The following is a 25,272-nucleotide window of genomic DNA, read 5'->3' on the forward strand; positions in this document are numbered from 1 at the left end:
CAGAAAGCAAAACTGGCCGGGTCACACCGGCCAGTTTTTTTTTGCGCATGCAGCAACGAGCCGGAAACTGAGTCGGCAGATGCCGCCTACGGACTCACCCGCCCGCCGTGCAGCCGATGCGTATTTTTCGGCGCGGCCGCCGCCGACGCAGCGGCCGCCGACACCCCTGCCGGACCCTCGGCAATATCGCTCGGCCGCGACGCCTGCACGGCGTGCGGATAGAGCGCGAGCAACGCGCGCAACACGCCGTTGGTCCAGCCGAAACCATCCTGCAACGGATACTCTCCGCCGCCCGCGGCCACGCCCGGCGTCGGCGCATCGACATCGTATTTTTCGACCAGTTTGCCGCTATGTTGGTAGTACGCGACATTGGTTCTGATCCAGCGTGTGGCGATGGTTTGCGCGAGCGCGGGCTCGCTATAGCGCCGCAAGCCGATGACCGCCAGATACTGCAACGGCGCCCAGCCGTTCGGCGCGTCCCATTGCTGGCCGCTATTCACCTGGGTGGTCGCGAGACCGCCGGGCCGCAGCAGTTCGCGCTGCACGGTCGCGGCGACCGTCTTCGCCTGCTGCCGGCTCGCTACGCCTGTATATAACGGATACACCGTCGCGGCGGTGAGGCGATGCGTCAACGCGCGCTGCACGAAGTCGTAATCGCCGAACGCCTGCAACTGCGGGTCCCACAGCACGCGACGAATCGCGTCGGCGCGCGCCGCGGCGCGCTGCTCCATGTTCTCGGCATGCGTGACGTCGCCGCGCAGACGATACGCCTTCGCGAGCGTACGCTCCAGGTCTACAAGCAGGCAGTTCAGATCGACCGGCACGAGCGACGTCACATCGACGCTGGCGAGCGTCTTGCCGTCCGCGAACCAGCGCGAACTGAAATCCCAACCGGTCTCGCCGCCCGCGCGCAGATTGCGCCACAGTTCCGCGGCATCGCGCTGCGGCGTCTGCTGCGCGGTGAGCACGTCCTCGCGATACGACTCGTCGCGCGGCACGGCGCGTTCGTCCCAATAGCGGTTGAACAGCGTGCCGTCCGCGAGACGCACTACGTGACGGCTCGCATGGCCCACGGGCAGGCCTTCGCTGCCGTTCATCCAGTACGCGTATTCGCGCTGCAACTCGGGCAGGTACTGCGCATAGACGCCGTCGCCGTCGCGATCCGCGACGAGCCGCACCATCTGCGCGAAGAACGGCGGCTGCGAGCGGCTCAGATAGTACGTGCGATTGCCGTTCGGAATATGTCCGTAGCGATCGATCAGCGTCGCGAAGTTCTTCAGCTCGTCGACCACCAGCGCGTGCTGGCCGCTCTGTTCGAGCCCGAGCATGATGAAGTACGAGTCCCAGTAATAGATCTCGTCGAAGCGGTCGCCCGGCACGATATACGCGTGCGGCAACGGCAGCAGCGACGACCACGGGCTCGCGGTCGCGTCCGGTTCGCGGCGCAGCACAGTCCACAGCGTGTCGGTGTGGCCGACCACGTCCTGATTCGGATCGGACACATAGGCCTTCGCGGCGCGGGTGGGCAGCGTGAAGTTGCGCTTCACGAAATCGGCAAGGCTGAAATTCGGCTGCTTCGCGGCATCGTAGGCCGCGGCGATTTGCGCGGGCGGCACGAGCGGCACCATGTCCGCGAAGGTCTTGCTGTCGGGATAGAGATGCGCGAGTTGCACGTCGCGATACAACGCCGGGTACTGCTCGGACGGCGGCACCGGCACGACCGGCGACGCCTGCGTCGGTGGCTCGACATGCACGGCGACCTTGGCGATGCCGGCCGGCGGCGCAGCGGCGAGCGGCGTTGACGCGGTGAGCGACGCATGCGCGAGGAGCGACGCGGCGAGCGAAGCAACGAGCACGCTGCGCAGCGACGCGCGCGAGAGTTCGGCGAGGTGTCGGTAGGGCATCGGCAAGCGGAGGAAAGAGGGGCGGGCCTGAACCGTCGAAGGTGGATTTTCATTCATCGCATGATTGACCCGAGTGCGTCCGGCAAAGTTGCGTGCATCGTCGGGAGCCCCGCCCAGTAAGCCTGACAGTGCCCGCGAACATCTCAAAAATAGCCGTCATCCTGTATGATGGCTGCCGTTGTATCGCGCCAAAAAGAACCACGCGAAAACCCGAAAAATATTCCGGATCGACCCGATCCGTTATGCCGAATACAGAAAAAATGACCGCATCGCAGGCCGTCGACCAGAACCGTTTTCGCCAGATCATCCGTCGCAACCTCGCGCTGCCTCTCGGTGTCGGCCTCATCACGATGGCCGTTTTCGTCGGGCTGATTGCCTATCTGGTCTCGACGATGAACTGGGTCGAGCACTCGGAGCGGGTGATCGGCCAGGCCAATGAAATGCTGCGTCTCGCGGTCGACCGCGAATCGTCGATGCGCGGCTTTCTGATCACCGGCGACGAGAGCTTTCTCACGCCGTACGAAACCGGCGGCCCGAAGTTCAAGACGCAGATCGAAGCGTTGCAGGAACTGGTCGTCGACAATCCTCCGCAAGTCGAACGACTCAAGCAGATTCAGGCGATCCAGCAGCGCTGGAGCCGTTTCGCCGAAGAAATGATCGACGCGCGCCGGCGCAATCAGGATTACGAAGCAGCGGTGGCGAGCGGACGCGGCAAGATCGAATTCGACGAAACGCGCCGCGAGTTCGGCGATTTTCTCGATGTCGAATTGCGTCTGCGCCAGGAGCGCGCCGAAGCGACGCGCCGCGTCACGACCACGCTGGTCAGCGTGTTCCTCGTGTTCAGCCTGAGCGTGAGCGCGTTGCTTGCGTGGATGGGGCGGCGCGAACTGATGAGTTTGTCCGCCACGTACGACGGCGCGTTGCGTCAGCAGGCCGAACAGACCGAAGCGTTGCAGGAGCAGGTGTGGCTGCGCTCCGGCCAGCGTCTGCTGGCGGAAAAGGTGGTCGGCCAGACGAGCCCGCCGCTCGTCGGCCGCGCGATGCTCGACTTCCTCGCGCAGTATCTGGACGCCGCGGTCGGCGCGCTCTATGTGCGCGACAAACAGCACGGCACGCTGCGCCGCATCGCCGCGTACGGTTTCAGCCGCGAAAGCGAGCAGGCCGCCGCGCGCAATTTCGAGGAAGGTGAAACGCTGGTGGGGCAGGCATCGCTCGCGCGCCGTACGCTGGTTCTGCGCGACGTCCCCGCCGATTACGTGCAGGTGGTGTCCGCCACCGGCAAGAGCGCGCCGAAGAATCTGCTGATCATGCCGGTCGTCAACGACGGCCAGGTCAACGGCGTGATCGAACTGGGCTTTATCCGCGAATTGGCCGAACGCGATCAAACCTTCATGGAACTGATCGCGAACAGCATCGGCGACTTCATCGAAGCGGCGTTGTATCGCGAACGGCTGCAGGACGCGCTGGTCGAAACGCAGCAGTTGAACGAAGAGCTGCAGGTTCAGCAGGAAGAGCTGCGCGTCTCCAACGAAGGACTCGAAGAGCGCGGGCGCGCGTTGATGGAATCGCAAACGCGCCTCGAAGTGCAGCAGGCCGAACTCGAACAGACCAACGTGCAACTCGAGGAATACGCGCAGCGTCTGGAGCGGCAGAAGTCGGATCTGCTGCGCGCGCAGGACGACCTCGCGGCCAACGCGGAGCGCCTCGAACAGTCGAGCCGTTACAAGTCCGAGTTCCTCGCCAACATGTCGCACGAACTGCGCACGCCGCTGAACAGTTCGCTGATCCTCGCGAAGCTGCTGCAGCAGAACCGCACCGGCAACCTGACTGAAGAGCAGGTGCGTTACGCCGAAACGATTCACGCGTCCAACAGCGATCTGCTGGTGCTGATCAACGACATTCTCGATCTGTCGAAAGTCGAAGCAGGCCAGGTGACGGTCGAGCTCGAAACGGTGTCGATCGACGCGACGCTGCAGGCACTCGAAGAGATGTTCAAGCCGCTGGCCGGCGCGAAACATTTGCACCTGGTATTCGACCGCCAGCCGGGCACGCCGGAGACGTTCGTCACCGACGGCCAGCGCGTCACGCAGATCCTGCGCAACCTGCTGTCGAACGCGGTGAAGTTCACCGAGCGCGGCGACGTAGCGCTGTCGGTGGCGCCGGCAGAAGGCGGCCAGTTGCGCATCGACGTGCGCGATTCCGGCATCGGCATTGCGGCCGACAAGCTGGACATGATTTTCGAAGCGTTCCAGCAGGCCGATGGTTCCACCAGCCGGCAATACGGCGGCAGCGGCCTGGGTCTGTCGATCTCGCGCGAGTTTGCGCACTTGCTGGGCGGACGGATCACGGTCGCGAGCGAAGTGGGCAAGGGTAGTGTGTTCACGCTGTGGCTGCCGCTCGATGCCGAGGCCGTGTTGGCAGGCAACCTGGGCGTGGGGGCGGCGACGCCGCCCTCGGTGTTCGCATCAGCGCATGCGCAGGCACACGCCCAAGCGCCGGCTCACGCAAGCACGCCGGCGGCAGTCTCCGCGACGGCATCTGCCGCCGCCGAGCCATTGCTGATCCGCACGCCGTCGAGCAGCGTACAAACCGCGGTGATCTCGCCGGCCAACGGACTCTCGGCCGGCAACGCGCCGGAGAGCACGGCCGGCTCGATCGCCGACGACCGCGACAATCGCACGCGCGCCGGCCGTCTGATCGTCGCCGTCGAAGACGATCTCGCGTTCGCCGAAATCCTGCGCGACCTCACGCACGATCTCGACTTCGATTTCGTCCACGCGAGCGATGCGGCGAGCGGCCTCGCGCTGGTGCGCGACATGCGGCCGGCGGCGGTGCTGCTCGACGTCGGTCTGCCGGACCGTTCCGGCCTGACCGTGCTGGAGTGGCTGAAGAACGATCCGCTCACGCGCCATATTCCGATTCACATCGTGTCGGCCACCGATCACGCCGACAAGGCGCTGCACCTCGGCGCAATCGGCTACACGCTGAAGCCGACCGCGCGCAGCACGATGGAAGCCGCGATCCGCCGTCTCGAAGCGCGTCTGCAGCAGCGCCTGAAACGCGTGCTGGTGATCGAGGACGACGCGCCGATGCGCGAAAGCATCCGCGCATTGCTGCAAAGCGAGAACACGGAGATCGTCGCGGTCGCGACGCTCGCGGAAGCGCTCGACCATCTGACGAAGTTCACGTTCGACTGCGTCGTGACCGACCTCGCGCTGCCCGACGGCACCGGCTACGATCTGCTCGAACGGCTCGCCGCGAACACCGCGCACGCGACGCTGCCGGTGATCGTCTACACGGGCCGCATGCTGTCCGACGACGAAGAGCACCGTCTGCGCCGCTATTCGAAGTCGATCATCATCAAGGGCGCGAAGTCGCCCGAGCGTCTGCTCGACGAAGTCACGCTGTTCCTGCATAGCGTGGAGTCGTCGCTCGCGCCCGAGCAGCAACGCATGCTGCGCACCGTGCGTCAGCGCGATAACGCATTCGAAGGCCGAACGATCCTGCTGGCCGAAGACGACGTGCGCAATATCTTCGCGCTCTCGCACGTGCTGGAGCCGCTCGGCGCGAAGCTGCAGATCGCGCGCAACGGCCGCGAGGCGCTCGACGCGCTCGAAAGCGGGCCCGAAGTACATCTGATCCTGATGGATGTCATGATGCCCGAGATGGACGGCTTGACCGCGATGGGCGAGATTCGCCGCAATCCGCGTTTCGCGCATCTGCCGATCATCGCGCTGACCGCGAAGGCAATGGCCAACGATCGCACGCGTTGCCTCGAAGCCGGCGCCGACGACTACGTGTCCAAGCCGATCGACGTCGACAAGCTGGTCGCGCTGTGCCGCGTCTGGCTGCGGCAACGGTAATGGGAAACGCAGTGCCAGACGGAATCACGATGAGCCAGTCCGACTTCGACACGCCGCACCGCATCAGCGACTTCGACATCGAGTTGAAGCTGCTGCTGGAGGCGATTTATCTGAAGTATCAGCACGACTTCCGGCACTACGCGATGTCGTCGCTGCGGCGCCGCCTCTCACAGGCGCTGGAGGAGTTCGGCCTGAAGACGCTGTCGCAGTTGCAGGACCGCATCATGCGCAGCGGCGACGAGTTCTCGCGCCTGTTCCAGTACCTGACGGTGCAGGTGAGCGAGATGTTTCGCGATCCTGCCTATTTCCTCGCGTTGCGCGAACATGTGCTGCCGCGTTTGCGCACCTATCCGTCGATCAAGGTGTGGGTGGCCGGTTGCAGCACCGGCGAAGAACTGTGGTCGCTGAAGATTCTGTTCGACGAGGAAGGGCTCACCGAGCGCACGCTGTTCTACGCGACCGACATCAACCCGGATGCGCTCGCGCGCGCCGAGTCCGGCATTTACGCGCTCGACCGGATCCAGGGCTTCACGCAGAACTATCTGGCGGCGGGCGGCAAGCGTTCGCTGTCGGACTACTATCATGCTGCGTATGGCGGCGCGCGTTTCGCCGGTTCGCTGAAGGAGCGCGTGGTGTTCGCCGACCACAGCCTGTCCACCGACGAAGTCTTTCTCGAAGCGCATCTCGTGTCGTGCCGCAACGTGCTGATCTATTTCGATCGCGGCTTGCAGGATCGCGCGCTGGGTCTGTTCGAAAACGCGCTGGTGCGGCGCGGCTTCCTCGGTCTGGGCAGCAAGGAGAGCCTGCGTTTTTCCCGTCATTACGAAGCGTTCGACGAGTTCCGTCCGGCCGAACGCATTTATCAGAAGCGCTAGCACGCTCGCCATGCCACGCTCAACTGTCCAGCCAGCCGTCGATGCCCCAGCCGATGCCGCCGCGGCGCGCGGCTACGATCTCGTCGTGATCGGCGGTTCGGCGGGCGGCATCGAAGTGCTGAACATCCTGCTCGGCGCGCTGCCCGCGGGCTTTGCGCCGGCCGTGATGATCGTCACGCATCTGCCGCCCGATTCGCCGAGCTACCTCGTGCATGCGTTCGCGCATCGCTGCGCGTTGCCGGTGCTCGAACCGGACGCCGGCGAGCCGATCATGCCGGGCCGCGTGCATGTCGCGCCGCCGGGCTATCACATGCTGGTGGAAGTGGACCGCACCGTCGCGTTGTCGACCGATGCCGCGGTGCGCTTCTCGCGGCCTTCGATCGACGTGCTGTTCGAGTCGGCGGCCGCGGTGTATCGCGAGCGCCTGCTGGCGATCCTGCTGTCCGGCGCCAACGACGACGGCGCGCAAGGGCTCGCGCAGGTGCGCGCGCTCGGCGGCACCGCGTGGGTGCAGGCGCCCGACACGGCGAGTTCACCCGAAATGCCGCGCGCCGCGATCACACGCGGCGCGGCCGACTCCATCTACAATCCCGAAACCATGGCCCGGCGGCTTGCCGCATTGCCGGCCTCTCTCTGATCCGATGCCATGACGAACTCACCTGTGAACATCCTGATCGTCGACGACATCGTCCACAACATTACCGCGCTCGAAGCGCTGCTCGCGCGGCCGGATATCGCGGTGCTGGTCGCCGATTCGGGTACCGCTGCGCTCGATCTGCTGCTCAAGCACGAGGTCGCGCTGGCGATTCTCGACGTCAACATGCCGGGCATGAACGGCTTCGAACTCGCCGCGCTGATGCGTGGCAGCCCGCGCACCTCGCATGTGCCGATCATCTTCCTGACGGCGACCGCGCAGGACGCGTCGCGCACGTTCCGCGGCTATGAAGCGGGCGCGGTCGACTTCCTGTACAAGCCTTTCGACCCGCGCATCCTGCAATCGAAGGTTGACGTGTTCGTTCAGCTCGAACAGCAGAAGCGCCAGCTCGCCGCGCAACTCGTGACCACGCGCCAGATGCTGGAGGCCAACGAGATGCTGATGGCGGTGCTGAGTCACGACCTGCGCACGCCGCTCGGCGCGGTGCTGGCATCGGCGGAATACCTGATGCGCACGGCCGCGGACGAGCAGTCGGTCACCGTGGCCACGCGTGTGAAGAACAGTTCGCTGCGTATGGCGCGGATGGTCGATCAGCTGCTGAACCTCGCGCGTTTGCAAGGCGGCCGCCTGCCGTTGCAGCCGCGCTCGATCGAATTGGCGACGCTGTGCCGTTCGGTGATCGATGAATTCGCGTCGCAGAAGAGCGGCAAGCGGATCGTGTTCGACAGCCACGGCAACACGGCGGGCGCGTGGGATACGGATCTGGTCTGGCAGGCGGTGTCGAATCTGGTCAGCAACGCGCTGCATCATGGCGCGCCGGCGGGGGACATCCGCGTCGAGGTGGATGGCGACGCGGTCGAGTCGGTGCGCCTGAAGGTCTCCAATCGCGGCACGATTCCGGCCGAGGTGTTTCCACATCTGTTCAAGGCCTTCGGGCCGAACAGCAGCGGCGCGCGTTCGCGTGAGGGCCTGGGGCTCGGGCTGCATATCGTGCAGGAGATCGCGCGGATGCATGGCGGCAGCGTCAGCGTCGAATCGAACGAAGCGGCGGGGACCGTATTTACGATTGAATTGCCGAGAATGGTGACATTGCAGCGCGGGTCGTTCACGCGCACTTAAGCGCGTCGCCGCGGCGCCGCGCGAACCGCCGGGCGCCGCTCACGCTGTGCTACGCTTGCCGGAACCCCATTCCCGCAACGCGACCCGAATCCCATCATGCGTTCCTGGCGCATCGCTCCACCGCAACGAAGCGGGCAGATCAGCACCGCGCGCGCGACCGACCTCGTCATGGCGATCTCGCACCCCGACGCCGACGCGCTCGCCGCCAGCATCCTGAAGACCGTCGGCGATTCGCTGCCGGTTTCGCAGTGCACGATCTTCGCGTACGAGTTCGATGCGCGGCCGCGCACGGTGTCGGCCGCGGATCATCGCGGCGGGCGCTTTCTGCGCGACATCGCCGACCGCTACGCCACGCATTTTTACGCGCTCGACGGCAATCGCGCGATCGTCGGCCGCACTGCGGATGCAAAGGCTCGCGACGCGCTGGTGCTGCACCAGCAGCAGAGCGACGAGATCGAAAACGAAGCGTACCGCGCGGCCTGCTATGCGCAGCCCAACGTGTCCGACCGGCTGTCGCTGCTGGTGCAACCGATGGAGCGCGTCTGGCTGTCGATCAATCTGTATCGCGACAGCGCGTACGGCAGTTTCGCGGCGGGCGAGCTGGAGCACATCGAGCGTGTCGCGCATCTGTTCGCGCACGCCGCGAAAAGCCACTACGCACTTAACGGACAGCATCAGCAGGGACCGGCCGCCGCGATGCTCGCGCGTGTTCGGCGCGCGTGCCCGCAACTCACGCCGCGCGAACTCGACGTGCTGCGCGGCACGCTCGAAGGTGCGAGCGCCGCCGAGATCGCCGCGCAGATGGGCGTCAAGCCCGCGAGCGTCGTCACGTATCAGAAGCGCGCGTATGCGCGGCTCGGCATTTCCAGTCAGCGGCAGTTGTTCGCGCTGTGCATGCAGCGGGAGCGCGGCTGAGCCGTTTGCGAAAAGCGCGGCGGTTCGTATTGCGCGGGCGCGCATCGATGCGCGGTTCAGCGGTCACTCCGCCACCGCTTCAGTTATCGCTTCGACCACCGCTTCGACCATGGCTTCCAGCCGCTACGCGCGCTTTGCGCGCGCCTCGGTTTGGGTCTCGCGGTCCCAGCGTTTCAGCCACGGCACGATGAAATCCGCGAAACCGTCCGCGGGCGGCGACAGCGCGCGCTCTGTCGAGCGGTACACGCAGACCTCGCGGATCGTTTCCGGATCGACGATGCGCTTCATCACCAGCCCGAACGTGCGCGCGAGCGGCGCGACGTAGGCCGGCGCGAGCGTCACGGCCAGCCCCTGGGCTGCGAGCCCGAACGCAGTGGTGACGTTGTCTACCACGTCGACGGGAATGATGCGGGCTTCGACCGGCAGGTTGGCGAGCATCTGGTCGACGGCCCGCTCGTGGTCGCGGCCGGTGGCGACGATCGGCACGTCGCGCAGATGCTGCCACTGCACGCGGCGCCGCGTGCCCAACGGATGGCTCGGCGCGCACCACATCACCCACGGGCTCGCGAACGCCGCCTCGCAACGCACGCGCGTGCCGCTTTGCCGGTCCGGCCCGATCGCGAGATCCACGTCGCCGCTCTCGACGCGCTCCACCAGTTGCTCGACGACGACGTCGCAAATGCGCACGACCACCTTCGGCTTGTCGCGTGCGTAGTCGGCGATGGCCGCGGGCAACGCGGTGGCCGCCAGCACCAGCGGCGCGCCGACGCGCACGATGCCGGCGGCGCGGTTGCGGATGTCGTCGGCGGATTGCGCGGCGGCGCGCACGTGGCGCAGCACCGATTCCGCGGACGCCAGAAAATCCTGCCCCGCGCTCGACAGATCGACGCGCCGCGTGGTCCGGTCGAACAGCCGGAAGCCGAGTTCCGTTTCCAATTCGGCCAGCAACTGGCTGACCGCCGACGAAGTGAGCCCGAGCCGTTGCGCCGCCGCGCCGATGCTATGCAGATCGACGATGGCGAGAAAAGCTTCGAACTGTCGAATGGTGACGCGTGTGAGAGGCATTCGGCGATTCTAAAGAAAAACTTACGAATGGTGAAAAATCGGTTGATTGTGCGCGGCGGCCTCGTGGCCGACACTCGCCCGATCGACGCCTCAGCGCAAACCCGCTTAGACTTCCGATTGACCCTGTGTCACCCGACGCATCATCCGCCTGGAACCAGGCCTTAGCGAGGCCCGTTCGAGGCCGCCTTCAAGGACTTGCCATGTTCGACCACATTCCCGCCTATCCAGGCGATCCGATTCTCAGCCTGAACGAAGATTTTCAAACGGACCCCCGAACGAACAAGGTCAACCTGAGCATCGGCATCTATTTCGACGACGCCGGCAAGCTGCCGGTGATCGACGCCGTGCGTCGCGCGGAAACCGCGCTGCTCGACTCGATCGGCCCGCGTTCCTATCTGCCGATGGCGGGTCTGCCGCTGTATCGCGAGATGGCGCAGGCGCTGGTGTTCGGCGCGCAGAGCGAGTCGCGCGCCGCGGGCCGCGTCGCGACGTTGCAGACCCTCGGCGGTTCGGGCGCACTGAAGGTCGGCGCTGATTTTCTGAAGCGCTACTTCCCCGGTTCGTCAATCTGGATCAGCGACCCGAGCTGGGAAAACCATCGCGTGGTGTTCGAAGGCGCGGGGCTGAGCGTCAACACCTATCCGTACTACGACGAGCAAACAGGCGGCTTACGCTTCGCCGACATGATCGACACGCTAGGCCGCCTGCCCGAGCGCAGCGTCGTGCTGCTGCATGCGTGTTGCCACAATCCGACCGGCGTCGATCTGAGCGCGGCGCAATGGGCGGAACTGGTGCCGGTTTTGCAGCGCCGCAAGCTGATCGCGTTCGTCGACATGGCCTACCAGGGTTTCGGCGCGGGCCTCGAAGAGGACGCCGAATGCGTGCGTCTGCTGGCCGACGCGGGCGTGCCGTTGATCGTCGCGAATTCGTTCTCGAAGAACTTCTCGCTGTATGGCGAGCGTTGCGGCGCGTTGAGCGTGGTGTGCCAAAGCGCGCAAGAGGCGGCTCGCGTGCTCGGTCAACTGATGTCGGCGGTGCGCGCGAACTACAGCAACCCGCCCACGCACGGCGCGCGTCTGGTGGCCAACGTGCTCGCCGATGCGTCGTTGCGCGCGTCGTGGGAAGCCGAGCTTGCCACCATGCGCGAGCGCATTCTCGCGATGCGCGGCACGATCCACGCGGGACTCGCGGGCCGCGTCGATGAAGTGATGCGCGCGCGTTACGTCGCGCAGCGCGGCATGTTCACCTATACGGGCCTGAGCGAAAGCCAGGTCGAACGGCTGCGCAGCGAATACGCGGTCTATGTGCTGCGCTCGGGTCGCATGTGCGTCGCGGGACTTAACGAACGCAACGCCGGGTATGTGGCGTCGTCGATCGCGGCGGTGGTGGCGAGCGCGTAACGGCAACCGCATAGCGGCAACTGCCCGCACAGGAAGAACGATAAACATGGAGACCTCGATGACGACCCTTGAAAAGCAGCTGGCCACTTTGCCGAAGACCCCCGCCATGCACCCCGACGAATGGCATGCTCGCGTCCAGCTCGCTGCGTGCTATCGGATCTTCGACCTGCTCGGCTGGACCGAGATGATCTACAACCACATCACGTTGCGGGTGCCCGCGAGTGTGAGCGACGGCGAGCGGCAGTTCCTGATCAATCCATTCGGGCTGCACTACAGCGAAGTGACGGCGAGCAATCTCGTGAAGATCGATTCGCAAGGACGTGTGCTCGACCGCTCGCCGTATCCGGTGAATCCGGCCGGGTTCGTCGTGCATGCCGCGATTCACGAGGGCTTGCCCGACGCGCACTGCGTGATGCACACGCACACCACGGCGGGCGTCGCGGTCGCGTGTCTGGAAGACGGCTTGCAGCAGACCAATTTCTATAGCGCGCAATTGCACGACCGCATCGCGTATCACGACTTCGAGGGCATCACGGTGCACGCGGAGGAGGGCCCGCGTTTGCTGGAACATATCGGCGACAAACAGGCGGTGATTCTGCGCAATCACGGCTTGCTTGCATGGGGCCGCACGTTGCCGCAAACTTTCGCGATCCTGTGGACGCTCAATCGCGCCTGCGAAATCCAGATGGCCACGTTCGCGATGGGCCGCGCGCGGCCGGTGCCGGAAGCGGTGGCGATCCGCTGCTCACGCGACGCGTTGCAGTTCGATCCGAAGCACGGCGCGGGGCAGGACGTATACGACGCGCTGGTGCGGCGAGTGGATCGCATCGACGCGAGCTACAAGGATTGAAGCGCGAATTAACCCATGAACTCATGCACGAATCAACCAGGATCGAAGCGATGAAAGTTGTTATCTACGGCGCGGGCGCGATCGGCGGCTGGACGGGCGTCAAGCTCGCGCAGGCCGGCCACGAAGTCGGCGTGGTGGCGCGTGGCGCGACGCTCGAGGCATTGCACGAGCACGGCTTGCGGCTGATCGAAGGCGGGCTCACGCAGACCGTGCAGGTGAAGGCGAGCGACAAGCCCGCCGACTTCGGCGTGCAGGATCTCGTGGTGGTCGCGGTCAAGGGGCCGGCGATGGCATCGGTGGCCGCGCAGATCGCGCCGCTGCTCGGCCCGCAAACGATCGTGCTGACCGCTATGAACGGCGTGCCGTGGTGGTTCTGCGACGGACTCGGCCGCGATTTCGCCGGCCGGCGCTTGAAGTCGATCGATCCGAACGGCGCGATCGCCGCGGCGATTCCCAGCGCGCAGACCGTGGGCTGCGTGGTGCATGCGAGCTGCCTCGTCGAAGCGCCGGGCGTGATCCGGCATCATCAGGGCAATGGGCTGATCGTCGGCGAGGCGACCGGCGAGGCGAGCGAGCGTGTGGCGGCGCTGACGCAAACGCTCGTGGCGGCAGGCTTCAACGCGACGATGTCGGCGCAGATTCAGCGCGACGTCTGGTACAAGCTGTGGGGCAACATGACGATGAATCCGGTCAGCGCGATCACAGGTGCGACGACCGACCGGATTCTCGGCGACGAACTGGTGCGCGGTTTCGTCACGAGCATCATGCTGGAGGCGAAGGAGATCGGCGCGCGTTTCGGCATTCCGATCGACCAGGCGCCGGCGGACCGTCACGAGGTCACGTTGAAACTGGGCGCGATGAAAACGTCGATGCTGCAGGACGTGCAGGCGGGCAAGGCGGTCGAACTCGACGCGCTGGTGGGCGCGGTGCGCGAGTTGGGGCAACTGACGCGGGTCGCGACGCCGTATACGGATGCGCTGCTCGGGCTCGCGCGTTTGCATGCGAGCACGTTGGGCTTGTATCCGCGGCAGTGAGATTGCGGGTTGCCCTCATATCCAGCTTGAGGATCGCGTCACCGTGACAATGGCCGAATCGAAAATGATCAGCATATCGATCCAGCGGACCCAGCCGGACGTGTATGACTTCATGGCGCGGCCTGCGTCGTTCTCGCGTTGGGCATCGGGTCTCGGCAAGCCTCTCGGCAACGAAGGAACCGTTTGGCGATTCGAGGGCGAGACGGGTCCCGTCAAGATCCGCTTCACCGAACCGAATAGATACGGCGTGCTCGATCACTACGTCGAGTTGTCCGATGGCAGTGAGATTTACGTGCCGATGCGCGTGATCGCGAATGGCACGGGCACCGAAGTTCAGTTCACGTTGTTCCGTGTGCCAGGCATGAGCGACGAAAAATTCGCCGCCGATTCGGAATGGGTCTTGCGTGACTTGAACAAACTTAAAGAACTGCTGGAAGCCGGATAATCGTCATGCCCTGGCATTAAGCCGCGCACGACAACACACAATGTTCAAACTGAATATCCGCGCGACGGTCCCCCGCCGGACCCGGACGTAATTCTCCACCGCCCGCTTATTCCCGTTGGAAATCCGTCACAAGCGACAACGGCGGCGAGTCGGTTGCGTGGGCCTTATCTGCAAGAAGCGCCAGCGCCGCGCTCCCGTCGGCGCGCGCGGCCTCTTCCAGCGAAAAGCGGCTTTCACTGAAAGCGATGAGTTTGAATCCGCTTCCCGCCACTCGCGGGACGGTGATACCCCAATGCCAGCTTCCATCTTGCTGGAAAACGTGCAATTCAGGGACGGTTGGGCGGTGTGAAGCCAGGAAAGTCGGCATGGCGCTCCCCGTCATATCGAAACTTACGGCGGTAGTCATTGGTTTTCAGTCTATACGCATTTTGCTGCAATGCAATATAAAGCTTTGTTAAAAAAGAAAAATCGTTGACTGTCACAAATCTGAAAACCGTGAGTTGAAGGCATCTGCGTGACCGACGATGGACGGCGCGTCTTCGTTGGCGAGGGATGCGGCCGATATATCTATCGCTTCGACCGCCGCTGGGGCGTCGGATCGATGTGAGCAGGTTGCCCGATTCGGTCGCCGTGTCCACGCTCATCGTCGCGCTCGACGACCCTGTAGTGCTGGTTCGCGATGGACAGGGGACGATCTGCCGGATCATGTGCGTCGGCCGTTCTCCGGTGTTTCGCGGCTTTCCGGCCACGCGGAGGAATGCAGCGTCGTGAAAGATGACTGCGACGAACACAGCCATTCTGGACATCATCCTTCGGGTTCTGATCAGTCAGGCAGTCATCGGCGACTGGACCGTGTGTAGTTCAGAAGGCGAAATCCACGCGCGATGTATTACGTGTCGTGCATCGCGCGCAGACCCGATTGAGCGGCTTCAAACCTCAATGCGTTGCGGTGCTTCCCACCATCTGCGCATCGCTATCGTTCAAGGTCTTGAGAAACGCGATCACATCGCGGATATCGCCCTCCGACCAGACCGGCTTGCCGCCCTTGTGATTCGTCATCGGCGCATTGATATGGTCGACGTTCCTCTGGTACTTCACCGGCAGGTCGTCGAACCGTTGCTTGCCGCCAGGATGCGGATACCACTTCTCCGGGTTGGTGTCCCGTTGCACGTAGAAGCGCAACGAGTCTTCCAGCGTGTGGAAGCGGCCGTTGTGGAAGAACGCGCCGCGCGTGGCGACGTTGCGTAGCGTAGGCGTCCTGAACATACCGCAGTACCAGTCGGTGTTGGCCTTGTCGGTCCGGAATGGGCCGCACAGTCCCATGTCGTAGTACTTCGGGTCCGCGTTAGCCGGGATCTCCGGATTGCGCGGCACGCCTAGCGTCTGGAAGTTGTAGTCGGTGAACGTCGGGTGTGCGCCGGCAGCGCCTTTTTCGACCAGGTGGCACGATGCGCAGTTGCCGCGATCCGGATCGTTGAATAGGGCGAGGCCACGGGCTTCCTGCGTGCTGAACTGCGCCTTGCCGTTCAGTACCTGATCGAACTTGCTGTCGAAAGGCTGGAAACTGGGATCGTCGAACTGAAACCGTTCGAGCGCTTTACCCAGCGCCGCGAGCGCGTCGGCAGGGCGCGAGAAAATGTCCCGGCCGAACACCTGGATAAAACGCGCGGCATAAGCACTCCTGCTCAATTTGGCCGTTACGTCGGCAGCATCCGCATTGGCCATCTCGTCGGGGTTCAGCAGGGGGAAGGCGGCCTGATCGGCGGGGCGGTCGAAGCGCCCGTCCCAGGTGTAGCCTCCGGACGGCATGTTATCGCCGTCCTCAAGGCGTTCCTTGAAGCTGCTCGCATAGGTGTGCGTCCAGATCGGCACGCGGCGCAGATAACGCAACGAAGGCGTGGCTCGTGCGCCGGGATGCTTCATGTCCGGGCCGCCGAGTTGCACGGCGAGGCCGTTGGGCGGACCGTAGGCATGCGCCGGGCTGTGACAGCTCGCGCACGACTGTTTGCCTGACGCCGACAGCGACGGATCGAAAAAGGCCAGTTTGCCGATCTCGGCCATGTCCTTGTTCGAAGGCGCAGCGGAAACGGTAGTGGCGGCGGGGGCACCAATGGCTTCTTCCTCGCGGCCGCATGCCGTCAGGAAGAGACAGGAAATTAAAAAAAGGGCCGCCCCCCGGACGGTCCCTTTAGTACTGGGAAAGAGCATCTATCTTTTACTGGTTGAAGATGTCGGAACCGAAAGTCGCGAGGTTCGGATCGTCCGCATAGCCCAGATATTCGGGGATACCGAAACGGTTTTCCAGGCTCTTGAGCAGCGAGTAGTGGTTGTAGCCGGTATCGGTAGTGGTGCCCGCCTTGATGAACGGCGACAGCAGCACTGCGCCCGTGCGGTCACCGCCAACGCCGTCATAGTGCATGCCGATCTGGATCAACTGGACAGTCGACGGAAGCAGTGCGGTGTTGATGCCCAGCGTCGATGCGTAGGCAATCGGCAGCGTGGACATGACCTGGTCTTCGGGACGCTTGACGTTCGGACCAGCCTGCTGCGTGCAGCACGAAGCGCCCGGCAGATTGATCGTGAGATTCATCTGCGAGTAGCTGGAGTTGAACGACGTGGTCATCGGCGAGCTGGCCGCGTTGGACTCGTCGAAGTTGATGATGATCAGACCGTCCTGCTTGTAAGCCGCCGAAGCCTGAATAATCGGAACCCACTTCTTCAGGAACGCGTCGATCGAGGTCAGGCCGCCAGGCGCTCCGCTCTTGCAACCCTTGCCTGCCGCACCCGTGCCGTCGCCGTCGTGGCCGTCATCGCACAGGTTCGGCGTGATGAACACGAAGTTCGGCGTAGTGTCGACGGACTTCAGATCGTTCTCCAGGTTGTCGTCCAGATTCACGACGTGCTGGTCGCAATAGTTGATGTCGTCGATGATCGCGTGGAAGTACACGAACGGATTGTGACGGGTCGCGTAGGCGTCGGCCTTGACGTCGCCGGATGCGGAACCTGCCTGAGCGGACTGGGTACCGTCGACGGCCTTCGCCGGATCCGAGCCGGCCAGCTTCGCGGTGCGGGTCGGGAAGCTGCACGACTTCGTGCCGTCACGGTTCAGATCGTTGCCCATATCGCCCATGTAACCCTTCCAGGTGAACTTGGCGTTATCGAGCTGGTTGCCGAGCGTCTTGACGCGGGCCGGATAGACGCATCCGCCACCGGCGTGACCGTTCGCATCCGTACCGGCCTTGAGGACTTTCGGATTGGCGCTGTCGTTGCCGGCATCGACGATGTCGGACCATATGCTGAAGCAGTCGGTCTCGGTATCGACGGTCGAAGGCTGGCCGCTCATCAACGAGATGTAGTTGTCCAGGCTGACGTGGCCGGTGCCGTAGTAGTTGGTCAGCAGCGCGCCTTGCGGAGCGAGCGACTTGAGATACGGGTCCTGGCCGCTGGTGGCCGAACCCGTACCAAACGATTCGTCGTAGTTCTTGTTTTCCAACGTGATCACGAAGACGTGACGAACAGCCTTTGAACCAACGACCGTCTTGATGTAGTCGTCGCTGGCGGCCTTCACGCTGGCAAGGCTGGTGTCGGTGTTGAAGTCGCCCAGCAGCTTGTCGGCGGACACGCCGCTGTATCGGGTCGCCAGCGTGCTCTTCGCGTCGCCCAGTACGGCGCCGCCTGCAACGAGCTGAGCCAGTTGCGTGGTGATGGCGCTCACGGTGCCGGTCGCGCCCTTGGGCGCGCGGAAGAACGCGCCGGAGCCGAACCGGGTGCCCATGTCTTTACCATTGGCATCGTTTTCCTGGGCGTTGGTCAGATCGGCGACCACGTTCTTCCAGCTGCCGTTGCTCTTGTCGCCAATCGAGAATTTGCCCTTGGCGTCACTCGACGTAGTCGGTTCGTCGCTGTCGCACTTGCCGTTGTCGTTCAGGTCGAGACAGACCCTGGCATTCTGGATGTAGCTGCCGAGTACCTGACCGGAAACCTTCGGCGTCGAGTCCTCGGTCGTACCGTCGACGTTCCCGCCACAGGCGGTCAAACCGGCTGCGACGCCGATGCTGGCCAGCAGGGCAAAGGCACCCTTTCGCCACATCAAGTTCTTGCTCTTCGATAAAGTCACGTGGGGTTCCCGTCGTATGCCGGGCAAGCAGCGTCTTTGCGCCACTTCGCCCGATTGGTGGATTTATTGCATCGGCGCAGGAGCTTAAGTCAGTTATATGAAAGTACCGTTACATCCGGGTAATGGGTTGGGAGTGCGGGCATCGCAGTTGCTCCCCGCAACCTGAGGCAAACCGACGGAGTGCATGCGCATGAGTTCAGGGCCCGCAGCCACCGCCGATAAAGCGGCCAGTCCGGACCGGACGCCTGTCCATCGCGGCAGTCTGCGCGGTCTCGACGGCCTGAACTTTCTGATGGCGGATGTACGGGACGGGCTGGGGCCGTTTCTGTCCGTATTTCTGATGGGCAGTCAGCACTGGAGCTCGGGCAACATCGGCATCGTGATGGCGGCGAGCAGCCTTTCTGCGGCGGTTTGCCAGATTCCATCGGGCATGCTGGTCGATTCGCTCCGGGCGAAGCGCCTGCTGATCGCGCTATCCGGTCTCCTGGTCGCTGCCGCGTGCCTGTCGATCGCGGCGTTTCCGCGTCTGCCCGTCGTGCTCGGCGCGCAGATCGTCCTTGGCGCTGCGGCAGCAATCATTCCACCGTGCATTGCCGCGCTCAGTCTCGGCATCGTCGGACACAGGTTGCTGCCGGCGCGGGTCGCGCGCAACGAGAGCTTCAATCACGCGGGGAACTTCACGGCGGCTACGCTGGCGGGCGCACTCGGCCAGTTTGCAGGCGTGTACTGGCTTTTTTATCTGGTGTGCGGTTTCGCGGTAGCAAGCGCCCTCGTCGTGCTGCTGATCGATCCGCGCGACATCGATCACGAGTTGGCGCGCGGCGGTGAAACGACGCGCGCCCAAGGCGACGCGCATCGCCCGGCGCCATTCATCGATCTCTGGCGCGACCGGCGGCTGCGCATTTTTCTGTTGACGGTCGTGCTGTTTCACTTCGGCAATGCGGCGATGCTGCCGCTCGCAGGCCAACGGATAGCGAAAGTGCATCCGGGTATGGACGTGATCGCGCTCGGCGCGTGCGTGATTGCCGCGCAACTCGTGATGATCGCGGTCGCAGCCATGGTTGGACGCGCGTTGAAAGCCGCCGTCGGCAGAAAGACGATTTTCCTCGTCGCGCTCACGATTTTGCCGGTGCGCGGGCTGCTGTACTGTCTGACGGCCAATCCCTATGCCATTGTCGCTATCCAACTGCTCGATGGCGTTGCTGCCGGCATCTTCGGGGTGGTTGCGGTGGTGATCACGTCGGACCTGATGCGCGGCACCGGGCGCTTCAATCTCGCGCAAGGACTGATGGCGCTGTGCGTCGGCATCGGGGCGGCGCTGAGCAATGTGGTAGGCGGCCTCGTCGTCGATCGCTTCGGCTTTGTCACGGCGTATCTGATCCTCGCGTCGATCGCCGCGGTCGCGTTGATCGTGTTCGCGTGCCTGATGCCGGAGACCGGATGCCAGGACGCTTAATCGGAATTTCAGCGTTGAAACTGAAGCTCGCGTGGCCACGCCACGCATCGATAGCGATGCCACGCGAACTCAGCGCAGACTTCTCACCTGGCTCGGCGTGACACTTCCGGCAAAGCGATTGCCGAAATGGGTTCTCGTGTAGTTGACGACGGCCGCGACCTGATCGTCATTCATCGCGTCGCCGAACGCCGGCATCGCCTTTCGGCCGTGCAGTACGTTGACGATGACGTAGGGTGCCGCTTCGACTGCCGGGTTGTCGGCGAGCGCCGGGTAGTGACCCGCGCCCTGGGCGCCTTTTCCATCCGGCATATGGCATCCCGCGCAGGTCGCGTTGTAAAGCGCCTCGCCGCTTTGTTCGGTGAAGCGGTAGCCCGGCGAAATCGTGAAGGCGTGCGGTACGTCCTGTGCCACGGCCTGAGCCGATACGGTCGCGGCTCCGATCAGCAAGGCGAGCAGCATCACGCTGAAGATCCACGTCGACCTATCCATTGACGATTCTCCGATGCAGGCGAGTGATCGCATCCAGCGACGACAGCACGGCGCCTTCCTGCCATGCCGGGATATGGGAGGCGTGCTCGCCGGCAAGGACGATTCGTCCATCGATCTGACAGAGATTCGCGTAATGCGCCTGTCTCAACTCATCCGTCCACGCGGCGAAGCAGCCATTCGTAAACGGCGATCGGCTCCAGCTCATCGCGAAGCCGTTCTGGTACTCGCGCGCGTACTGCGGATGAATCTGGCTGCCCTGGCTCAATGCCACCGCGATCCGTTCGGCAGGAGGCAGCGCACCGATCTCATAGCTGGCGGGCCCCCACATGTAGGCGCCGAGCAGCACTGCGGGACCGCTCGATCCGTACCCTGTTGCCGGATAGCCGATCGTCGAGACCGGCAGGTCGGTATGCGTAATGCCGCCGTAGATCTGTTCGTCTTCTTCCCAGAATCGCCGGCCGAATTGCAACCCGATTTTCACCGATGTCTCGTAGGGCACCGCATCGATCGCCGCACGCATGGCCGGGCCGACCGCGATGTCGATCTCACTCAGAATCGACAGCGGAATGGTGCACACCAGCCAGTCCGCGTGCTCGTTCCGTTCCGTTCGGGTGGTCGTATCGGTATAGCGCACCGTGACGCCTTGCTCGTGCTGCAAGATGGCCGTGACTCTGGCGTTGAGCACGACGGCGCTCGCGACCTGCGAATAAAGCGCATGGGCAATCCTGTCCATGCCGCCGACGGGCTGGAAAATCGCGCTCTGGTAGTCCTGCTCGTTCCCGGACGAGAGCCATTGCCACAAATGCGATGCAAGCAAGGCGTCGCGCGGGAGCAGATCCGACGGCACGGCCCTGGGCATCAGCCCACCGCCATGCGCGATCGCGAAACCACGGCGTTCACTGCTTCGCCGGCTTGCCTCATAGCGACCTTCCCGACCGAGCGCACCCCATTGGCGCAGGGATTCGAGTAGCAGATGCGCATCTTCGGCCGACAACGCCTCATCGAGTGCGTCCTTGCGGATTGCTTTGGAAAGCAGTTCGGCGACATAGCCTTGATAGTCGGTCTGCACCGCCCGGAATCGCTGCGGCTTGCCACCGAAAGCCTCCGTCGAATGCAGGTACGCGTTGTAATTGACCTGGATGAACGGCTCGAGCGGCACCTTCAGGCGCCTGGCGTAGTCGAGTACGCCCTGGTGATGATACGGAATGCGCCACGGCCCCGGGTTCAGATAAAGCCCGTCGGCGAAATCGCAGTACTGGGTGGCGCCGCCCAGTTCGGTATAACGATCACCACCCCTGACAGTCCAGGCCCGACCACCGGCGCGGTCGTTGTACTCGAGCACCTGCACGTGGTAGCCCGCGTTCCTCAACTCGAAGGCCGCGACGAGGCCAGCCATGCCCGCGCCGAGCACGAGAATGCGCGTTCCTTTGGGCGCGCCGTCGAGTCTGATCGGTCCGGCGTAGGTCGAGGTAGCGGCAAAACCGAGCGTGCTCATGCCTTGCATCATGGCGGCCGCGCCGAGGTTCTTGCCGATCAGCGTCAGCAGGTGCCGGCGACTCATCGCATTTGCGGTCATTCTCGACATAAGGACGTGGTGCCCGACTGGAGAGAAACGATGGCGAACGAACCAGATGGCGTCGCGGATTGCCACGGCCCAAGTCATCTGGATTTGCATGGTTGGGGATCGCGTCTGGGCGTACCGCAACGGACCAGTCATTTTATGCGATCACCCGTTGGGCGTCGTGGATCGAACGCGAGAAATGCCGGCGGTGAGAGAACGATGTGGGTGGTGGCGCCTCCAGTTGTGGCGCGGACGTCAGGAAGTTGCCCACTTCCGCTGAACTCGCCCATTGCAAATCAGGCACGACGTTGAGCGGTTCTCTCCTTCACCTTCTCCCGAACGAACTCCACGAACGCGCTCGTGAGACGCGACAACGGCTGCCTGTCGGATGTGACGGCACCGTATTCAAACGGAATGGCGGGCGCAAAGCCATGGACCGACACTCCCTCGCTCAAGTAATCGGTCGATACCGGATCGATGACCGAAACGCCCGCGCCGCGCGCGACAAACGTTGCTATCGCCGCTGACAACTGGCACTCCGCGCTCATCACGCGTTCAATTTGCCGCTCGGCGAAGATATCGTCGACAATGCGCCGCGTATCGTACTCCCGCGGAAACGAAATGAACTTCTCGCCGGCCAGGTCTTCGGGGGTAATGACCCGCTTGCGCGAAAGCCGGTGTCCCTTGGGCAAGATGCATTTCATATCAGCGCTGAACAACGTCTCGAGTCGTACGCCGGGCTGCCATGTCGTGTACGTCACGAATCCGATGTCGCATTGCTCGCTTGCCACAAGCTCTCCAACCATCTTCGTGCCGTGAACGAGTAGCGACACGGTCACGCCATCGTGTGCCTGTGTGAAATCGGTAATCCACTCCGGTAGCAGGTTCAACGCCAATGCGGGCGCCGCCGCGATGTTCAGCGATCCCCGTGTGAGCGAGCGAATCTGCTGTGCCGCATGGGCGATGCGCTCGACGCCGACAAATGAGCGCTCCACTTCCTGATAGAGCAGCAGCGCGTCCGACGTGGGGAACAGTCGGCCTTTTTCACGTGTGAACAGGCTGAAGCCGATTTCCGTCTCCAGATCGAGGATCAGGCGTGTCACGGCCGGTTGCGTGATGTGCAGCATCTCGGCTGCCCGCGTAATCGACTGCCGCAGGATCACGGCCCGGAAAGCTTCAAGCTGCCGGCTCTTCATTCCTTGCTCCATAACATTTAGGCATCGATAAGCACAAATTTCTAATTTGACGGTGTTGATTTGGCGCACAAAACTGTCTTCGTCGCCGAAATGGGCAGGATAAACATCAGCATAACATTCCAACATCGATGGAGAACTCAATGCGCAAACGTATCGTCCCGATCATGCTCGCCAGCGCTCTTGCTGCCACGCAGGCCCACGCCGAGCCGACGCTCTACGTCGGCGCCTTCGGCGGATCCTTCGAACAACTCCTGCGGGAAAAGATCATTCCGCCGTTCGAGAAGGCCAACAACGTCAAGGTAGTCGTCGTTCCGGGCGATTCCACGACAACTATGGCGCGGCTTCAGGCGCAAAAAGGCAGACAGAGCCTCGACGTCGTGTTTCTCGACGACGGTCCGATGTATCAGGCGATCCAGCTCGGCTTTTGCGACACCCCCACCGACGCGCCGGTCTACAGGAACCTGTACGACGTCGCCCGTTTCAAGAGCAACAAGGCGGTGACGATCGGGCTGAACGCCACCGGCCTCGTCTACAACGAGCGCCTGTTTGCCGCGAAGGGGTGGGCGCCGCCGACCTCATGGCACGACCTCGCCGACCCGCGCTACAAAGGCAAGGTCGAATTTCCCACGATCAGCAACGGCTACGGCTTGCAGGCGCTGATCGTGCTCGCCCGTCTGAACGGCGGCAGCGAGCAGAACATCCAGCCTGGTTTCGACACGGTGAAGACATCGATCGCACCGAACGTGCTGTCGTTCGATCCGTCGCCGGGAAAAATCTCCGAACTGTTCCAGACGGACACCATTGCGCTTGCGGCATGGGGCGATGGCCGCACGCAGGCGTTGCGCAACCAGGGCGTGCCGGTCAAGTTCGTCGCGCCAAAAGAAGGCGCGGTGGTGCTGGGTCTGAGCATGTGCCCGGTCAAACACGACGCGCCGAACGATCTCGCCCAGAAGTTCGTGCAGTTCTCGTTGTCACCGGAAATCCAGGCGATGTACGCGGAAGAAGAGGGTGTCGCGCCGGTCAACAAGCTCACCCAGTTGACGCCGGCGGTCGCCGCGCGTGTCTCGGCTCCCGGTGCCGTCGCGAAGATGCTCAAGGTCGACTGGGACGTGGTCAACGACAAGCGCGCGACGTGGACCCAGCAATGGAATCGTGACGTAGAACGCTGATTGGTCATCGGCACCTGAAAGCGGCGGGCGACGCCGCCAGGTGCCTTTCCGTTGTCGCCAGAGGAATCGCAGGGTCCACCCAGTCATGACTTATTTACGGATCGAACGCCTGAACAAGCAGTACGGCGAGACTGTCGTGGTCGACGGTCTCAGCATCGACGTCGCGCGCGGCGAGTTCGTCTCCCTGCTTGGACCATCGGGTTGCGGCAAGACGACGACCCTGCAGATGATCGCCGGTTTCGTCGAACCTACATCGGGCGATATCAGCCTCGAAGGCCGATCGCTTCTCGGCACACCGCCTGCCAGGCGCGGGCTCGGCATCGTGTTCCAGAGTTACGCGTTGTTTGCTCACATGACGATTGCGGAGAACGTCGAGTTCGGGCTGCAGATGAGGCGCGTCGATCGGGCAGCGCGCAAGCGCCGGTGCGTCGCCGCGCTCGACCTGGTTCAACTCGGCCGCCATGCCGCGAAATACCCGCGCGAACTGTCGGGAGGGCAACGTCAGCGAGTCGCGCTCGCACGCGCGTTGGTCATCGAGCCGCCATTGCTGCTGCTCGACGAGCCGCTGTCCAACCTCGACGCGAAACTGCGTCACGACATGCAGGCCGAGTTACGCGCAATCCAGCAGAAGGTCGGCACCACCACCATCATGGTCACGCACGACCAGGCTGAAGCATTGGCAATCAGCGATCGCGTCGCGCTACTGGATCAGGGCGCCGTGGTCCGCTTCGATACGCCGACCGGCATCTATGACGATCCCCGCAGTCTCTTCGCCGCGGACTTTATCGGCCGCGCCAATGTGCTGCACGGACAGGTGACGCACGACGGCGTGGCGCGGGTGCTCAAAGTAGGGCCCGCGAGTCTGCCGCTCGACGCGCCGCACGCGTGCGGCGAATACGCGTTCTCGCTACGTCCCGAGCGCATCGAGCTGGTCGCAAGCGGGGCAGGACACGTGGACGGGCTGGTCAAAGCGTGCGCGTTTCACGGCAACTGCTGGTCGGTCAACGTGAGTACCGATATCGGCGAGCTGCAGGTCCAGCTTGCGAATGGTGGCGGCCACGTGGCGAAGGTGGGAGACGCGGTCGGGCTCAATTGGCCCGGCGGCGCGCTGCGTCCGCTCGCACCGCGTACCGTGGGGGCCACGCGATGAGCGCCGCCC

The 25,272-nt window shown here is 63.8% G+C and carries 20 protein-coding genes; 12 read left to right on the top strand and 8 right to left on the bottom strand.

The window, feature by feature from the left end:
* Positions 1-86: 86 nt before the first annotated feature.
* Positions 87-1,904: an alpha,alpha-trehalase TreF gene (gene treF / locus BGI01S_RS11220; protein WP_042325278.1), complete on the bottom strand. Its 1,818-nt coding sequence runs from the start codon at positions 1,902-1,904 to the stop codon at positions 87-89.
* Positions 1,905-2,164: 260 nt separating this feature from the next.
* Between treF and BGI01S_RS11225 the strand changes: the two genes are divergently transcribed.
* The 5 genes from BGI01S_RS11225 to BGI01S_RS11245 all read left to right on the top strand — a co-directional run bounded on the left by BGI01S_RS11225 (position 2,165) and on the right by BGI01S_RS11245 (position 9,331).
* On the top strand, positions 2,165-5,767 hold the full coding sequence (locus BGI01S_RS11225; protein WP_042325948.1) for a response regulator: 3,603 nt from the start codon (positions 2,165-2,167) through the stop codon (positions 5,765-5,767).
* A 29-nt stretch (positions 5,768-5,796) separates the two neighbouring features.
* A complete protein-coding gene (locus BGI01S_RS11230) occupies positions 5,797-6,642 on the top strand; it encodes a CheR family methyltransferase (RefSeq protein ID WP_042325280.1) in 846 nt (281 codons plus the stop codon).
* Positions 6,643-6,652: 10 nt separating this feature from the next.
* A complete protein-coding gene (locus BGI01S_RS11235; protein ID WP_042325282.1) occupies positions 6,653-7,279 on the top strand; it encodes a chemotaxis protein CheB in 627 nt (208 codons plus the stop codon).
* A 9-nt stretch (positions 7,280-7,288) separates the two neighbouring features.
* Positions 7,289-8,416, top strand: coding sequence for a hybrid sensor histidine kinase/response regulator (locus BGI01S_RS11240; RefSeq protein WP_042325285.1), 1,128 nt, complete (start codon positions 7,289-7,291; stop codon positions 8,414-8,416).
* Between the two features lie 96 nt (positions 8,417-8,512).
* Positions 8,513-9,331, top strand: a complete 819-nt coding sequence (locus BGI01S_RS11245; protein ID WP_042325286.1) for a helix-turn-helix transcriptional regulator — start codon at positions 8,513-8,515, stop codon at positions 9,329-9,331.
* 123 nt (positions 9,332-9,454) lie between these two features.
* On the opposite strand, the gene BGI01S_RS11250 is transcribed toward BGI01S_RS11245, so the two are convergent.
* Positions 9,455-10,396 (bottom strand): LysR family transcriptional regulator, encoded by a 942-nt coding sequence (locus BGI01S_RS11250; protein ID WP_042325288.1) that lies wholly within the window; start codon positions 10,394-10,396, stop codon positions 9,455-9,457.
* A gap of 200 nt (positions 10,397-10,596) precedes the next feature.
* Here BGI01S_RS11250 and BGI01S_RS11255 point away from each other — a divergent pair, with 200 nt between their 5' ends.
* From BGI01S_RS11255 to BGI01S_RS11270, 4 genes are all read left to right on the top strand, one after another.
* Positions 10,597-11,796 carry an amino acid aminotransferase gene (locus BGI01S_RS11255; protein ID WP_042325290.1) on the top strand — a complete coding sequence of 400 codons (1,200 nt, stop codon included), beginning with the start codon at positions 10,597-10,599 and terminating at the stop codon, positions 11,794-11,796.
* A 58-nt stretch (positions 11,797-11,854) separates the two neighbouring features.
* On the top strand, positions 11,855-12,646 hold the full coding sequence (locus BGI01S_RS11260) for a class II aldolase/adducin family protein (protein ID WP_042325293.1): 792 nt from the start codon (positions 11,855-11,857) through the stop codon (positions 12,644-12,646).
* A gap of 50 nt (positions 12,647-12,696) precedes the next feature.
* Entirely contained in the window at positions 12,697-13,680 is a 984-nt protein-coding gene (locus BGI01S_RS11265; protein WP_042325950.1) for a 2-dehydropantoate 2-reductase, read from the top strand.
* Between the two features lie 64 nt (positions 13,681-13,744).
* Positions 13,745-14,125, top strand: a complete 381-nt coding sequence (locus BGI01S_RS11270) for an SRPBCC family protein (protein ID WP_232624404.1) — start codon at positions 13,745-13,747, stop codon at positions 14,123-14,125.
* A 106-nt stretch (positions 14,126-14,231) separates the two neighbouring features.
* Here BGI01S_RS11270 and BGI01S_RS11275 read toward each other — a convergent pair whose 3' ends face one another.
* From BGI01S_RS11275 to BGI01S_RS11285, 3 genes are all read right to left on the bottom strand, one after another.
* Complete coding sequence (locus BGI01S_RS11275) at positions 14,232-14,531, bottom strand: hypothetical protein (RefSeq protein WP_322786962.1); 300 nt, start codon at positions 14,529-14,531, stop codon at positions 14,232-14,234.
* A gap of 530 nt (positions 14,532-15,061) precedes the next feature.
* Positions 15,062-16,186: a cytochrome-c peroxidase gene (locus BGI01S_RS11280; RefSeq protein ID WP_084585337.1), complete on the bottom strand. Its 1,125-nt coding sequence runs from the start codon at positions 16,184-16,186 to the stop codon at positions 15,062-15,064.
* Positions 16,187-16,340: 154 nt separating this feature from the next.
* Complete coding sequence (locus BGI01S_RS11285; protein WP_052400452.1) at positions 16,341-18,215, bottom strand: alkaline phosphatase family protein; 1,875 nt, start codon at positions 18,213-18,215, stop codon at positions 16,341-16,343.
* Positions 18,216-18,432: 217 nt separating this feature from the next.
* Here BGI01S_RS11285 and BGI01S_RS11290 point away from each other — a divergent pair, with 217 nt between their 5' ends.
* Positions 18,433-19,698 (top strand): MFS transporter, encoded by a 1,266-nt coding sequence (locus BGI01S_RS11290; protein WP_042325298.1) that lies wholly within the window; start codon positions 18,433-18,435, stop codon positions 19,696-19,698.
* A gap of 69 nt (positions 19,699-19,767) precedes the next feature.
* Here the strand turns inward: BGI01S_RS11290 and BGI01S_RS11295 are convergent, their stop codons facing one another.
* The 3 genes from BGI01S_RS11295 to BGI01S_RS11305 form a co-directional block, all read right to left on the bottom strand.
* Positions 19,768-20,157 (bottom strand): c-type cytochrome, encoded by a 390-nt coding sequence (locus BGI01S_RS11295; protein ID WP_232624479.1) that lies wholly within the window; start codon positions 20,155-20,157, stop codon positions 19,768-19,770.
* A gap of 22 nt (positions 20,158-20,179) precedes the next feature.
* Entirely contained in the window at positions 20,180-21,772 is a 1,593-nt protein-coding gene (locus tag BGI01S_RS11300) for an NAD(P)/FAD-dependent oxidoreductase (protein ID WP_042325302.1), read from the bottom strand.
* Positions 21,773-22,044: 272 nt separating this feature from the next.
* Positions 22,045-22,944, bottom strand: coding sequence for a LysR substrate-binding domain-containing protein (locus BGI01S_RS11305; RefSeq protein ID WP_232624403.1), 900 nt, complete (start codon positions 22,942-22,944; stop codon positions 22,045-22,047).
* A gap of 140 nt (positions 22,945-23,084) precedes the next feature.
* Here BGI01S_RS11305 and BGI01S_RS11310 point away from each other — a divergent pair, with 140 nt between their 5' ends.
* Both BGI01S_RS11310 and BGI01S_RS11315 read left to right on the top strand, forming a co-directional pair.
* On the top strand, positions 23,085-24,113 hold the full coding sequence (locus BGI01S_RS11310) for an ABC transporter substrate-binding protein (protein WP_174447399.1): 1,029 nt from the start codon (positions 23,085-23,087) through the stop codon (positions 24,111-24,113).
* Between the two features lie 85 nt (positions 24,114-24,198).
* Positions 24,199-25,263 (top strand): ABC transporter ATP-binding protein, encoded by a 1,065-nt coding sequence (locus tag BGI01S_RS11315; RefSeq protein ID WP_042325305.1) that lies wholly within the window; start codon positions 24,199-24,201, stop codon positions 25,261-25,263.
* The last annotated feature ends 9 nt before the right edge of the window (positions 25,264-25,272 follow it).

The sequence above is a fragment of the Paraburkholderia ginsengisoli NBRC 100965 genome (genome assembly GCF_000739735.1).
Lineage (GTDB): Bacteria > Pseudomonadota > Gammaproteobacteria > Burkholderiales > Burkholderiaceae > Paraburkholderia > Paraburkholderia ginsengisoli.

Excerpts from the sequence above, each read along its gene's own strand:
- treF (WP_042325278.1), bottom strand. The coding sequence starts at position 1,904 with ATGCCCTACCGACACCTCGCCGAACTCTCGCGCGCGTCGCTGCGCAGC.
- BGI01S_RS11225 (WP_042325948.1), top strand. The coding sequence starts at position 2,165 with ATGACCGCATCGCAGGCCGTCGACCAGAACCGTTTTCGCCAGATCATC.
- BGI01S_RS11230 (WP_042325280.1), top strand. The coding sequence starts at position 5,797 with ATGAGCCAGTCCGACTTCGACACGCCGCACCGCATCAGCGACTTCGAC.
- BGI01S_RS11235 (WP_042325282.1), top strand. The coding sequence starts at position 6,653 with ATGCCACGCTCAACTGTCCAGCCAGCCGTCGATGCCCCAGCCGATGCC.
- BGI01S_RS11240 (WP_042325285.1), top strand. The coding sequence starts at position 7,289 with ATGACGAACTCACCTGTGAACATCCTGATCGTCGACGACATCGTCCAC.
- BGI01S_RS11245 (WP_042325286.1), top strand. The coding sequence starts at position 8,513 with ATGCGTTCCTGGCGCATCGCTCCACCGCAACGAAGCGGGCAGATCAGC.
- BGI01S_RS11250 (WP_042325288.1), bottom strand. The coding sequence starts at position 10,396 with ATGCCTCTCACACGCGTCACCATTCGACAGTTCGAAGCTTTTCTCGCC.
- BGI01S_RS11255 (WP_042325290.1), top strand. The coding sequence starts at position 10,597 with ATGTTCGACCACATTCCCGCCTATCCAGGCGATCCGATTCTCAGCCTG.
- BGI01S_RS11260 (WP_042325293.1), top strand. The coding sequence starts at position 11,855 with ATGACGACCCTTGAAAAGCAGCTGGCCACTTTGCCGAAGACCCCCGCC.
- BGI01S_RS11265 (WP_042325950.1), top strand. The coding sequence starts at position 12,697 with ATGAAAGTTGTTATCTACGGCGCGGGCGCGATCGGCGGCTGGACGGGC.
- BGI01S_RS11270 (WP_232624404.1), top strand. The coding sequence starts at position 13,745 with ATGATCAGCATATCGATCCAGCGGACCCAGCCGGACGTGTATGACTTC.
- BGI01S_RS11275 (WP_322786962.1), bottom strand. The coding sequence starts at position 14,531 with ATGACTACCGCCGTAAGTTTCGATATGACGGGGAGCGCCATGCCGACT.
- BGI01S_RS11280 (WP_084585337.1), bottom strand. The coding sequence starts at position 16,186 with ATGGCCGAGATCGGCAAACTGGCCTTTTTCGATCCGTCGCTGTCGGCG.
- BGI01S_RS11285 (WP_052400452.1), bottom strand. The coding sequence starts at position 18,215 with ATGTGGCGAAAGGGTGCCTTTGCCCTGCTGGCCAGCATCGGCGTCGCA.
- BGI01S_RS11290 (WP_042325298.1), top strand. The coding sequence starts at position 18,433 with ATGAGTTCAGGGCCCGCAGCCACCGCCGATAAAGCGGCCAGTCCGGAC.
- BGI01S_RS11295 (WP_232624479.1), bottom strand. The coding sequence starts at position 20,157 with ATGCTGCTCGCCTTGCTGATCGGAGCCGCGACCGTATCGGCTCAGGCC.
- BGI01S_RS11300 (WP_042325302.1), bottom strand. The coding sequence starts at position 21,772 with ATGTCGAGAATGACCGCAAATGCGATGAGTCGCCGGCACCTGCTGACG.
- BGI01S_RS11305 (WP_232624403.1), bottom strand. The coding sequence starts at position 22,944 with ATGAAGAGCCGGCAGCTTGAAGCTTTCCGGGCCGTGATCCTGCGGCAG.
- BGI01S_RS11310 (WP_174447399.1), top strand. The coding sequence starts at position 23,085 with ATGCGCAAACGTATCGTCCCGATCATGCTCGCCAGCGCTCTTGCTGCC.
- BGI01S_RS11315 (WP_042325305.1), top strand. The coding sequence starts at position 24,199 with ATGACTTATTTACGGATCGAACGCCTGAACAAGCAGTACGGCGAGACT.